This window comes from Micromonospora sp. DT228 (assembly GCF_049841595.1).
Taxonomy (GTDB): domain Bacteria; phylum Actinomycetota; class Actinomycetes; order Mycobacteriales; family Micromonosporaceae; genus Micromonospora.
Window position 1 is genome coordinate 101,891 of record NZ_JBNCKO010000007.1, and the last position, 11,951, is coordinate 113,841.

10 protein-coding genes are annotated in these 11,951 nt (G+C 70.9%); 5 read left to right on the top strand and 5 right to left on the bottom strand.

The window, feature by feature from the left end; genetic code table 11:
- Positions 1 to 9: 9 nt before the first annotated feature.
- The gene (locus tag ACLQ29_RS16410; RefSeq protein ID WP_425772392.1) at positions 10 to 813 is read left to right on the top strand and encodes a methyltransferase; all 804 of its coding nucleotides are present in this window, start codon (positions 10 to 12) and stop codon (positions 811 to 813) included.
- Positions 814 to 1,734: 921 nt separating this feature from the next.
- Positions 1,735 to 2,472, top strand: a complete 738-nt coding sequence (locus tag ACLQ29_RS16415; protein ID WP_425772393.1) for a GntR family transcriptional regulator — start codon at positions 1,735 to 1,737, stop codon at positions 2,470 to 2,472.
- Between the two features lie 59 nt (positions 2,473 to 2,531).
- Here ACLQ29_RS16415 and ACLQ29_RS16420 read toward each other — a convergent pair whose 3' ends face one another.
- From ACLQ29_RS16420 to ACLQ29_RS16435, 4 genes are all read right to left on the bottom strand, one after another.
- Entirely contained in the window at positions 2,532 to 3,041 is a 510-nt protein-coding gene (locus tag ACLQ29_RS16420) for a pyridoxamine 5'-phosphate oxidase family protein (RefSeq protein ID WP_425772394.1), read from the bottom strand.
- Between the two features lie 297 nt (positions 3,042 to 3,338).
- Positions 3,339 to 4,280, bottom strand: coding sequence for a hypothetical protein (locus ACLQ29_RS16425; RefSeq protein WP_425772395.1), 942 nt, complete (start codon positions 4,278 to 4,280; stop codon positions 3,339 to 3,341).
- Positions 4,281 to 4,537: 257 nt separating this feature from the next.
- Positions 4,538 to 5,149, bottom strand: coding sequence for a dihydrofolate reductase family protein (locus ACLQ29_RS16430; protein ID WP_425772396.1), 612 nt, complete (start codon positions 5,147 to 5,149; stop codon positions 4,538 to 4,540).
- A 45-nt stretch (positions 5,150 to 5,194) separates the two neighbouring features.
- Positions 5,195 to 5,731, bottom strand: coding sequence for a DinB family protein (locus ACLQ29_RS16435; protein WP_425772397.1), 537 nt, complete (start codon positions 5,729 to 5,731; stop codon positions 5,195 to 5,197).
- 278 nt (positions 5,732 to 6,009) lie between these two features.
- On the opposite strand from ACLQ29_RS16435, the gene ACLQ29_RS16440 reads away from it, so the two are divergent.
- Both ACLQ29_RS16440 and ACLQ29_RS16445 read left to right on the top strand, forming a co-directional pair.
- On the top strand, positions 6,010 to 6,990 hold the full coding sequence (locus ACLQ29_RS16440) for an ATP-binding cassette domain-containing protein (protein ID WP_425772398.1): 981 nt from the start codon (positions 6,010 to 6,012) through the stop codon (positions 6,988 to 6,990).
- Entirely contained in the window at positions 6,987 to 7,814 is an 828-nt protein-coding gene (locus ACLQ29_RS16445) for an ABC transporter permease (protein ID WP_425772399.1), read from the top strand. The genes ACLQ29_RS16440 and ACLQ29_RS16445 overlap by 4 nt, the downstream gene beginning before the upstream one ends.
- Position 7,815: 1 nt before the next feature.
- On the opposite strand, the gene ACLQ29_RS16450 is transcribed toward ACLQ29_RS16445, so the two are convergent.
- On the bottom strand, positions 7,816 to 10,995 hold the full coding sequence (locus ACLQ29_RS16450) for a BTAD domain-containing putative transcriptional regulator (protein ID WP_425772400.1): 3,180 nt from the start codon (positions 10,993 to 10,995) through the stop codon (positions 7,816 to 7,818).
- A 114-nt stretch (positions 10,996 to 11,109) separates the two neighbouring features.
- Here ACLQ29_RS16450 and ACLQ29_RS16455 point away from each other — a divergent pair, with 114 nt between their 5' ends.
- Positions 11,110 to 11,943, top strand: a complete 834-nt coding sequence (locus tag ACLQ29_RS16455; RefSeq protein ID WP_425772401.1) for an ABC transporter ATP-binding protein — start codon at positions 11,110 to 11,112, stop codon at positions 11,941 to 11,943.
- Positions 11,944 to 11,951 lie beyond the last annotated feature (8 nt).

The following is an 11,951-nucleotide window of genomic DNA, read 5'->3' on the forward strand; positions in this document are numbered from 1 at the left end:
TAGACACCCATGACAACCGCTACGAGCGATGGCGCGTACACGTTCGACAACGGCGCACCCGACGCCGTTCCCCAGATGCACGCGCTGGAGTCCTTCCTGGATCCGATCACGACGCGTCGCCTGGCCCGCCCGGTGCTGCGACCCGGCGCTACCTGCTGGGAGGTCGGGGCGGGTGGCGGCTCGATGGCTCGGCGGATCGCCCGCGCGACCGGCGGCCAGGGCCGCGTGCTGGCCACCGACATCGATCCCACGCACCTCCGCGCGGAGGGCAACCTGCGCGTACGCCGGCACGACGTGCGTACCGAACCGCCACCCGGGGACGCGTTCGACCTGATCCACGCCCGGTTGGTGTTGCTGCACCTTCCCGATCGACGGCGGGTCCTCCGGACGCTCACCGGCGCACTGGCTCCCGGCGGGTGGCTGGTGGTCGAGGAGTTCGACTGCACCGCGCTGCCGCGGGTGCTGACCGCGCCGACCGACGATGCCGCGAAGCTCTTCGCGCAGGTCATGGACGCCATGATGGGTGTCCTGGAGGACCACGGCGCAGACCTGGGGTGGGCGCAGGACGTGCACACCGAGATGGCCCTCGCCGGTCTCACCGAGGTGGACACCATCACCCACTCGCAGAGCTGGGCCGGTGGATCGACCGGGACGTCGCTCTACGAGACGAACTCCCGTCAGTTGGAGCCCGACCTGCTCGCCGCCGGGCTGGCGCCCCAACAACTGCACGCCTTCCGCCGGCTGGTCCGCGATCCCGGGTTCGCCGTCATGTCGTACCACTTCGTCTCCACACGGGGTCGTCTGCCGAGCTGAGCGGGCGGACACCGCGCGGAGAGCGGTCGCGCCGTACGTACCGCTCCCGCCGCAGCACGCCCCCCGCTGCGTTCCGGACCGCGCTACGACGGCGTCGACCCCACCGGCCGGGCTCCCCGCGTGGGAGCCCGGCCGGCCTGTGCCCGTAGTGCCGGGCACCCCTGAAACAGTGCAGGCGGTACGTACTGCACTCGCGCCGGCTGAATGAACAGCGAGCGTCGCGCGACGGCGTCACCGCTTGGGCCGAGCTGGTAGCAGTCGATCCAAGCCCATCCGTCGTATGTGACCCAGTCAAGAACCCTGATGACTTGCACCGTGATGGGGTGTAGGAACTGCACGCTGACAGCTCGGTCCAGCCGCAGCATGTCACCTGCCTTCACGCGGGTTTCCTTGCCCGCCACACCTTCAACGTCAGCTCGGCAGCCCTCAGCTTCGGGCAGCCGTCAGGCTGGCAACTCGGGCACGTGGCGCGATTGTGGAGGTCGACGACGAACCCAGCCATGATCACGGTGAACGGCGGTTCCGGGCGAGGCTGCTCAAGCATCATGCCGGCCGCTTTGCTGGTTACGGCGTTTGCGTAACTGCCTCCGGCTGGTCGCCTTATCCGGTTCCCCGGACAGCGCAGGAGGGCCGCACGCTACGGCCTGGTCAGCGGGGCGTCGAACCACATCGATCGGCTCATCAGCCCTCTGGAACCATTTCCATCGGCGCACGGGTGGCCTTCCTTGGTTCTGGGGACCGGCACAGGCACCTACCCCTAGATCACTCTCCGTGCCGGCCTCGTTGCTAGATTATGCCTGTCTATGCAACCTGTCCAGACAGGTTGTCATCGTGTCGTGGCACAGAGGTCGTCTCAGGAAGATCGGGAGTACGGTGACGAGCGTGCCTACCCCGCACCAGCAGCCCCGTCGATACCGTCAGGTGGCTGACGAGCTACGCCGCCGCATCGAGGATGGCCTCATCCCACCTGGCTCACTGCTGCCCAGTGAGTCGACGTTGATGGCTGACTTCTCAGTCGCCCGCGGAACCGTTCGTGAGGCTTTGGCATTGCTGCGCTCTGAAGGCCTGGTGCTGACGGAGGTGGGCCGTGGCACCTACGCGCGTCCGATCGTGCCGGTGCGCCGGGTGGCCTCAGAGCGGTACCGCAAAGAGCTGGAGCAGGTCCGAAGCGGAGAACTCGGCACGTCTTTCACGGTTGACCAGCAGGTGACGTGGCCGGCCTATCACGTGGATGCGGACTTTCGGGAGGTGCCGGCCAGTGCGGCAGTGGCCGAACTGTTCAACGTGGAGCAAGGAACGATGCTCCTCGAACGTCACTTCCTCTTTCGTACCCACGGCGTGCCGCAACAGATGTCCGTCTCACGCCTGCTGCTGGACATGGTGGCTGGCACCCCGGTAGCCGACCCGGCGAACGAGCCTTGGCCTGGTGGCAACACGTCGCAGCTCTACAGCCTTGGGCACACCATCACGAGCGTTCGCGAACGTCCCGCCTGGAGGATGCCATCCCCGGTCGAAATCGAGGCGCTGCGCATCCCTGGTGGGGTGCCCGTGATCGTCATCACCAGACAGACCTACGTGGACGATTGGGTAGCCGAGGTAGCGCACATCGTGATGCGTGCTGACCGAGTTGAACTGGACTACCTGATCGACCTCAGCTAGGTCGCGGGTGGTGATCGCGCCGCTGCTACCTGAGCCGCGCGATGCGCGGGCGGTGGTCTTCAGCAACGCCAGAACTGGCGGGGTGCGAAACCTTCACGTCGCAGCCAGTGTTCGGTATAGACAATGCGCTCCGCCTCAACGGCCACCAGGGTGTCCTCGGGCGGCTCGGACAGCAATCGACCCCGCTCGGCGTGCTCGTTCTCCCATCGGAACGCCTCCCAGTAGTGCGCACGGTCCGGATGACCCGGGTCAAGCACCCGGGCGGAACCGAACAACTGAGCCCCACGGCTGCTGGCCAGCCCGACCAGCGGCGCGAAGATCCCGACGGACACACGCGGATCGGCAGCGATCTTGCGCATCTTCGGCGAACGCGGCGCGGCCGTGAACAGCACGGTGAAGCCAAGCGAGTAGTACCGCACCGGGGTGGCCAGCGGCCCGTCCGGTCCCGCGGTCGCGAGTACGCACATGTTCTGCGATGACAGCAGGTTGAGAATGCGCTCTTCGAGGCGTTCGCGATCGAGCCGCCCAGCCGGCGAGGGCACGGAAAGCCACGGATTCGTCAACGGCATGCCGGGTCCTTGATCATGACGAGCACCTTACTCATACTGCTGAGCCGATCGGCTACCAAGACCGGCAGAGCGCCCAGCCGACTCAGCGGAGCGCTTGCCCTCTCCGAACGCCGTGGTTCACCCCGGCCAAGACCGTCGATCCCGGCCCAGAGGGCGGTTCTCGGCAGGTCTTTCGCCTGGCCGTTGCCTGATTCGCCGGGCGACGGCCCAGGCAACGAGGCTGTACGGGCGTTCGCGCGGGCGGGTCTGGCCCTGCCGGGAGGTGTTGATGGGGCCACCGCCGCTCCGGGCCCTCACTCACCGCGGAAGCGACTCCTGGTCCGCCAGGACGATCAGGTCGTCGGCGCGGGCCGACAGCGGCGCCGTCGCCCCGTCGAGCCACACGAGATAGCCCACCGGCGGACCCGACGACCCCCACGTGGCCTCGACGATCGTGGCCAACCCCGCGTCGTCCGGATTCCTGCGCAGGCGTACCCGGGTGCCCGGCGCGTGTCCGTCGTCGGCGACGATGAGCAGGGCGTCGAGGATCTGCCGGACCCCGGCGACGGGCAGCCCTGGCACGTACGGCTCGCCGGCGTGACCGATCCGCGGCGTCATCATCGTGTTCAGCAGCGCGGCCTGCCGGGTCGCTTCCTGGCGGATCTGCCAGTCCGCGCTCTGCTCGGCGACGGCCAGCGCCGCCTCGATGACCGACCAGAGCGCCAGGGGCTCCCGATCGAGTAGCCGGCGGGCCTCGCGGTCGATTTCGGCGCAGGCCGTGTCGAGCGCGGTGTCCTCGCCCAGCTCCGCGATCCAGGCGAGATCCCCCACCTCCGGCAGCAGCCCCGGGGAGTCGGCCGCGATCACCACGTACACCATGGCGAGCAGTTCCACCCGGCCCTCGCCGTGGTAGAGCGCGCCCACTCCGCTGCCCGTACGCCCACGGCTGGGCGGGAACCGCTCGACGAGGTGCCGCGCGCGGCCGTGAGGCAGGACCACGGCCCGCCTGGTGTCCGAGACCCGCTCCTCGAACGGCCGCCGCTCACGGCGTTCGACGAGCAGTTGGCGATGCGGGTCGAACCCGATCGGATAGATCGTCCGCCCGTACGTGGCGAGGTTTTCGCCGGGTCGCAGACCGACCGACTCGAGGTGGCGGGCGGCCACCGAGTAGGCGACACCGGTCTGGGCGGCGTGCTCGCGGATGGCGCGCTTGCGGGCACGTCCCGGGGTGGGGGTCCGTCGCGGGTGGTGATCAGACATGACGCCTCCGGTGCAGCCCCACGCACTCCACCGAACGGTCGGCGTGACCGGCACGCCGGGAGTCGACACGACGGCGCGGAGTCGGAGACTCTTGGCCCCAGCATGCGGTCGGGCGTGGGCCACCACATCGGGCGCGGGCAGGCGCTCTGCCGCCGCCAGCATATCGCGAATTCGACAATCGGCGCGGCCGCGCAGGCGCCGGCCGGTCCGTACGGCGGACGTCGAGTCCGCCCTGCGGTCCGGCCGACGCCGAGCGGTCACCTCGGGACGCGGAAGCGCAGGTGCGTGACGTGTGGTGATTCGATCACCGCGGTCCGTTCGAGTTCGATGTGGGCGGTGCCGAGGTCGTCGAACAGGCGCGTGCCGGCACCGAGGAACACCGGTACGAGTTGGACGTGGATCTCGTCCACCAGCCCGGCCTTGACGAACTGTCGACATGTGGTGGGTCCACCCATGATGAGGACGTTCCGGTCGCCCGCTGCCTGTCGCGCCTGGCGCAGCGCGCTGTGGAGTCCGTCGTTGACGAATGTGAAGACGTCGCTCTTCATCCGCAACGGGTCGCGTGACTCGCGGGTGACCACGAAGGACGGCACCGGGAACGGGGTGTCCTGCCACAGGTCCACGCCGACATCGAACGTCCGTTTGCCGATCACCACGGCGCCGGTCGTGGCATGACGCTCTCGTACCTGCGCGGCGTCGACCCCGACCGGGGTGACGCCGTCTGCCGCCACAGCGCGATCCCCGTCAGCCTGGAACAGCCATTCGTGCAGCCGCTCGCCGCCTCTGCCCATCGGTTGTTCGCGGGTGACGTCAGGGCCGGCGGCGAAGCCGTCCAACGACACGCTCATGCTCAACACCGTGCGGCCCATCGGGCCCTCCTTTACCCGTAGACGTCCGTCGACGGAGCGTCACGTTCAGTCCTGCCAGCGGTAGAGGTCGCGCAGCAGGGAGATCTCGGCGCCGTGATGGATCAGCTCCCTGTTGACGTGCAGGACGATGCCCTCCAGGGGAAACCGTTCGGGACCCGCCGTGGGCGGATTCTCCAGGTCAACGTCCGAGAGCTCGCGGACCCCCGCGTCCCATCTGCCGTACATCTCGTCGAGCTGTTTCAGCGCCTCGTCGGCGGTCCCCGCGTAGGCGAGCGAGTCGGCCTCCTGGCCGCCGAAGTGCCATTCGACCCGGTAGCCCAGGCAGGAAACGATGATGTGCGCCAGCCGCCAGGCAATCGTGGTCACCGGCGCGGGCACCGGGTCAGGGGACGCGGAGTCCATCGTCCATTCCCCGGAACCTACCGACATCGGTGCGGCCGACGTGCCACGTGGACGGATGCTCCAGCAGCCACGCACCGGCTCCCAGAAGTACTCCTCGTCGGCAAGACCGTCCAGCCGCGGCCGCAGGTTCTTCTGCCAGTGCCGGTCCAGCTGGTCCGCGATTCGCTCGCTTCTTGTCACGTCCGCAACCTACACATGACGACAGCCTGACGACGACCCTCGCGAACGCGACGGCCGTGGGCCGTGGGCGCGTACCGGGGTCTGACCTGGTCCTGTGTACGCGCGACGTGATCGACTCGGTTCTGCTGGGATCGGGGTGTCGTGGGCGTGTGGATACGGCGATCTCGCGACAGTCGAGTCGATCACCGCGCGGGGGCCGCGGACCCGCCCGCTGCCCGTGTCAGCCGGTGTCGGTGGCGTGTCGGGGCGGTGTCAGCAGAGCCGCGCAGGCTGTCCGCATGACAACTGACCTGGTGATCGAGGCCGAGGGCCTCGTGAAGACATTCGGGAAGACGAGGGCGCTGCAGGGCGTGGACCTCGCGGTTCCCCGCGGGACGGTGCTCGGGGTGCTCGGCCCCAACGGCGCCGGCAAGACCACCGCCGTCCGCATCCTCTCCACCCTGCTGGCCCCGGACGGCGGAACCGCCCGAATCGGCGGTTTCGACGTGGTACGGGACGCCGAGCGCGTTCGGCAGAGCATCGGCCTCACCGGCCAGTACGCCTCGGTCGACGAGGACCTGACCGGGCGGCAGAACCTGGAGCTGTTCGGCACCCTGCTGGAGTTGGGGCGTACGGGCGCACGGAAGCGGGCCGCCGAACTGCTCGACTGGTTCGACCTGACCGACGCCGCGAACCGGCCGGCCAAGACTTACTCCGGCGGCATGCGGCGCCGGCTGGACCTGGCCGCCAGCCTCGTCGGCTCCCCCGACGTGATCTTCCTGGACGAGCCGACGACAGGCCTCGACCCGGCCAAGCGCGAGGACATGTGGGACGTGGTCCGCTCGCTTGTCGGTAACGGCTCGACGGTGCTGCTCACCACGCAGTACCTGGAGGAGGCCGACGCGCTCGCCGACGCGATCACGGTGATCGACCACGGCCGGGTCATCGCGCACGACACCCCCGAAGGGCTCAAGCGGGTCGTCGGCGGGCAGACCCTGGAGGTCCGTCCGGCCGACGTGGCGCAACTGCCCCGAACCGCCGCGATCCTGACCGAGGTCGGCTCCGGCGCGCCCGCCGACGAGATCCGCAAGGGCGTGCTCGCGGTGCCGGTCACCGACGACGCGGCCCTGACCGAGAGCGTGGCGCGGTTCGCCTCCGCCGGCATCGCGGTCACCGAACTCTCCCTGCACCTGCCGAGCCTCGACGAGGTGTTCTTCACCCTGACCGGGCGTACGGCAGCAGAAGACGACACCACCCGCCCCACGGAGGTCGCGGCATGAGCACTCTGATCGACGCACCACCCACCAGGAATCGGGCGCTCTCGACGACCGCCCCGAGCCCGCGACCGTTCCGGCTGGTCCGGCACTCGTTGGCGCTTGCCAAGCGCAGTCTCATCAAGACCTGGCGTACGCCCGAGGCGCTCATCGACGTGACCCTGCAGCCGGTGCTGTTCCTCATCATCTTCGTGTACGTCTTCGGGGGCGCGGTCGCCGGATCGACACACGACTACCTGCAGTTCCTGCTGCCCGGCATCCTGGCGCAGACAATCGCCACCGGTGCCATCGCGATCGGCGTCAACCTGAACACCGACATCGCCAAGGGCATCTTCGACAGGTTCCGGTCGTTGCCGATCCCTCGCTCCGCACCACTTGTCGGCGCGGTCCTCGGCGACGTCGTCCGGTACGTCATCGTCACGGTGTCGACCCTCGCGATCGGCTACGTGATGGGCTTCCGGATCGACACCGACCCCTTCCGGGCGATCGCCGGGTGTCTGCTCGCGGTGCTGTTCGCGCTCTGCCTGAGCTGGCTGCCGGTGCTCGTGTCGATGAAGGTGCGTACTGCGGGTGCCGTGCAGGGTGTGATGTTCGCCCTGATCATGCCGCTGAGCTTCGCGTCCAACGTCTTCGTCGGCGCCAACACCCTGCCGGGCTGGATGCAGGCGTTCGTCAACGTCAACCCGATGACGCACCTGGTGGCATCGGTACGCGGCCTGTTTCTCGGCACCCCGCTCGGCAACCACGTCTGGTGGACGCTCGCCTGGTGCGCCGGCTTCGTGATCGTGTTCATGCCGCTGGCGCTGCGCGCGTACCGCAAGAAGATCTGACCTACGCGAGCAGGTCGTCCATCAGCTCGCGGATCCGGGCGACGACCGCGGCGGGTGGCCGCTCGCGCCACGCGGCCACCAACGGCTCACGCTGCTCCTCGTTCCCGAGGATGGCGTTGAGCCGTTCGCCGTTCTCGAAGGGGAAGAACATCTCGATCTGGGTGCCGATCCGCTTCGCGAGTACGGCCAGTTCGCGGGCGGCGTCGGCGTCACCCCGGTACGCCGCGAGTTCCGCGCCGCCCGACGCCCACGCCCCGATCACCGGCAGGTCCCGCGAGGTCAGCGCGTCGTCGCGGGCGAGCGACAGCATCGCGGCCGCCTGGACGGTGACGTCGTTGCCCGACACCCGCCCAGCCTGGGCCACCCGCAGGTAGATGATCGCCGCCGTGGCCCGGAGCATCACGCGCGGCTGCGGCTGCGGTCCGACCCAGCCGGCGAGGACGCGCATCACCTCGTCGGCGTGGGCGAGCGTCTCGTCGTACCTGTCGCGCTGCCAGGCGAGGTGCGCCAGGCCGAGCAGCGCCTGCGCGGCGTCGATCTGCTCGGCCTGGCCCAGCGCGGCCGTCTCGCCGAGTCGCCGCTCCGCCTCCGCGTCGCCGGTGAGGGCGAGTTGCACGTCCAGCCGGACCCGGATCGACCGCGCGTCCTGGGTGGCGCCGACCAACTCCATGTGGTGAACGCTGCGCGTCAGCCACTCGGCCGAACGGGCATCCCCGCTCGGGACGAGGAACTGCCCGACGGCACCGGCCGCCATCGCCATGCCCCAGTGGTCGCCGGCGGCCTCGAAGCGGTGGTACGCCTGCTCGGCGTCGCCGACCGACGCTTCCGGCAGGCCGCCGTTCTCCCGTACCGCGGCGCGCGCGAACAGCCCCAGCCCCTGCACGTACGGGTCCGGGTGCGCGATCATCTCGGTCGCGCTCTTCAGGCTCTGCTCCACGTCGGACGCGTCGAAGCCGGGCAGCGCCGACGCGAGCGCGGTCAGCCGGGACGACACCTCGCCGGGACGTTCGGCCAGCAGCGTCCGCAGCGCCCGGCGGGCGAGCACGGCGGGCCGCAGGTCGGCGCTGACGCCGGCGTTGACGCTGATCACCACGCACATCCAGGCCAGCCGCTCGGCGTTGGGCAGTGGCCGACCGCTGGCCGTGCCGCGCAGGATCGCCGACCGCAGACGCCGCCGCGGGTCGTCGATGTGCAGCAGCCCGCGCGCCCAGGCCAGGACCTCAAGGTGCAGACCACGCACCGACCAGAGGTGGAACAGCGCGGTGGCGACGTCGACGGCGTCGGGCTCGTCGTCCGCTCCCATCGCCCACCGCAGGGCCGCGACCAGGTTGTCCTGCTCGGCCGCGCAACTGTGCAACGCCTCTACCTGGCCGGGGCCGATGAAGCGGCCGGACAGTGCGACGGCCTGCTCCCGCGCCCATCCGACCAGACCGGCCATGGCCTGATCCCGGGCGCCGGCCGCGTCCAGCCGGGCCTCGCCGTACTCGCGGACCGTTTCGAGCATCCGGTAGCGCGGCGGGCCGTCCCCCTCGACCAGGGTCAACAGGGACTGTTCGACGAGGGTCGCCAGGCCGCGACGTACGTCCGGGGCGTGCGCGACGGCGGCGGCGAGGTCCGCGGTGAACGGCGCGGGGATGACCGCGACCCGCTCCAGCAGGACCCGGTCGTCCTCGGCGAGCAGCTCCCTGCTCCAGTCGACCAACGCCCACAGGCTCGCGTGCCGCTCGGGCAGGCCGCGTAGGGCGTCGTCGAGCAGCGCGAACCGGTCGGTCAGCCCGGCGAGCACGTCGTCGATCGGCATGTGCCGCAGTCGCGCGGCGGCCAACTCGAGGGCCAGCGGCAGGTTGTCGAGCCGGTGGCACAGCGCGAGCGCCCGCGCGGTGTCCCAGGTCGGCACGGCGCCGCCGGCCCGTGCCCGGGACTCGACGAGCGCGAGCGCGTCGGCGTCCGGCAACGCGGTCAGTCGGTGGACCAGTTCGCCGACCAGGCCCAGTGGGGCGCGGCTCGTCGCGAGCACCGCGACCTCCGGCGAGGCCGCCGCGACCAGGTCCGCGACGACGACGGCCACCGCGTCGAGCACGTGCTCGCAGTTGTCCAGCACCACCAGCCCGTCCAGGTCCGGCGCGACGGCGCGCAGTCGCTCCTCGGGGCTCAGCACCCGCCGCTCCAGGCCCAGGTTGGCACCGGTCGCCGTGGTGTCCGCACCGCCCAACGCGGCGAGCACCGTGGGCAGCACCTCCTCGGGCGCGCGCAGGCCGGCGAGCTCGACCACGCGGACCGCCCGCCCGGCCGCTGCCGTACGCCTCGCCACCTCGGCGGCGAGCCGGGTCTTGCCCGCGCCACCGGTCGCCACGATCGTCACGACAGGGGTCTCGGCGAGCCCGTCGGTGACGGCCTTCACGTCTCGCTCCCGCCCCACGAGGGCGGCCATGGGGCGGCGCCACGCGGCGGGCAGCGTGATCCGCGCCGGTTGCCGGGGCGGCGCCGCGACGGGCGGGGCGGTGAGTTCGCCGCGCAGCAACGCCAGGTGAACGTCCGTGATCACCGAGGACGGGTCGGTGCCGTACCGGTCGGCCAGCTCGGCCCGGAGTCGCTCGACCACCTCCAGCGCCTCCGCCTCGCGCCCCTGGGCGGCGAGCACCCGGACGAGCAGGGCTACCGACGGCTCGTCCGGGGGCGTACGCGCGACGAGCCGGCGCAGGTCCACCTCGTCGAACGCGCCCACACCGACGAGTGCCGCCTGCGCGCGCAGCGCCGTGACATCCGCGAACAGGCGGGTGTCCTCGCTGGTGACCAGCTCCGGGACTTCGGGGAACAGGGCCCGCGCCTGATCGGCCAAGCCGCGGGCGGCACGGACGTCGCCACAGTGGAACACGGTTCGCGCCCGGTCGACGAGCGTGCGCGCCTCGACCGCGTCGACGGTGACCTCCTCGGCGGGCAGCCGGTAGCCGCTCGGCACCGCGACCACGGGCAGGCCGAGACGGCGAACTCGGGACACGAGCGCCTGGACGGCGCCGGTGGCGTCGTCGGGCGGCGTCCCGTCCCAGACGGCGTCCACGAGCAGACTCGTGGAGACCGCGCGCCCCCGCGCATCGACGAGCGCGCGCACCACCGCCGCGAGCCGTTCACCCCGGACCGGCCGGCCGTCGACGGCGAGTGGGCCCAGGGTCTTGATCTGCACGGAACCAGCATCCCTCACGCGTGCACCATCCCCACCACCGACGGGCGCCCGGCGGACCACGGACCCCTGCGGCCGGCTTGACACGCGGGCATTTCCTTAGGTTAGCCTCACCTAATGCAGAACGAGTTGGCGTCGGTCAACGGGGAGCGCAGCCTGTCCGGCGTCGACCTCCACCTGGGCTATCACGGTGTGCCGGTGGTGCACGGTGCCGCGATCGGACTCCGCGCGGGTGCCGTGACCGCACTTGTCGGGCCGAACGGCAGCGGCAAGTCCACGCTGCTGCGGGCGCTGGCCCGACTGCACCCCGTCGAGGCCGGACTGGTCCACCTCGCCGACGGTGTCGACGCCGCCAGCCTCCCGTCCCGGGACTTCGCTCGGCGGGTCACCCTGCTCGCCCAGAGCAGGCCGGTGCCCAGCGGGGTCACCGTCCGCGACGTCGTCGGCTACGGTCGCCACCCCTACCGGGGGCGCTGGCGCGCGGAGGACCCGCACGGTCCCGCCGCGATCACCCGCGCCATGGACGTCACGGGCGTCGCGACGATGGCCGAGCGCCCCGTCGACGAACTGTCCGGCGGCGAGCTGCAGCGCGTGTGGCTGGCCACCTGCCTGGCCCAGGACACCCCGGTGCTGCTTCTCGACGAGCCCACCACGTTCCTCGACCTGCGCTACCAGGTGGAGATCCTCGACCTGGTCCGGGACCTCGCGAACGACCACGACGTCGCCGTCGGCGTCGTGCTGCACGACCTCAACCAGGCAGCCGCCGTGGCGGACGAGGTCGTCCTGTTGCACCACGGACGGGTCCGCGCCACCGGCACCCCGGCCGCGGTCTTCACCGAGGACGCCCTCACCGAGACCTACGGGATTCGCATCGAGGTGACCACCGATCCGCTCAGCGGACTTGTCACCACCCGCCCGGTCGGGCGGCACCCGATCCGCGCCCTGGTCTGAACACCCCT

What these genes read in the sequence shown, in the direction of transcription:
- ACLQ29_RS16445 (WP_425772399.1), top strand. Translation starts at nt 6,987, where the DNA reads ATGAGCACTCTGATCGACGCACCACCCACCAGGAATCGGGCGCTCTCG.
- ACLQ29_RS16430 (WP_425772396.1), bottom strand. Translation starts at nt 5,149, where the DNA reads ATGGGCCGCACGGTGTTGAGCATGAGCGTGTCGTTGGACGGCTTCGCC.
- ACLQ29_RS16425 (WP_425772395.1), bottom strand. Translation starts at nt 4,280, where the DNA reads ATGTCTGATCACCACCCGCGACGGACCCCCACCCCGGGACGTGCCCGC.
- ACLQ29_RS16410 (WP_425772392.1), top strand. Translation starts at nt 10, where the DNA reads ATGACAACCGCTACGAGCGATGGCGCGTACACGTTCGACAACGGCGCA.
- ACLQ29_RS16420 (WP_425772394.1), bottom strand. Translation starts at nt 3,041, where the DNA reads ATGCCGTTGACGAATCCGTGGCTTTCCGTGCCCTCGCCGGCTGGGCGG.
- ACLQ29_RS16455 (WP_425772401.1), top strand. Translation starts at nt 11,110, where the DNA reads ATGCAGAACGAGTTGGCGTCGGTCAACGGGGAGCGCAGCCTGTCCGGC.
- ACLQ29_RS16440 (WP_425772398.1), top strand. Translation starts at nt 6,010, where the DNA reads ATGACAACTGACCTGGTGATCGAGGCCGAGGGCCTCGTGAAGACATTC.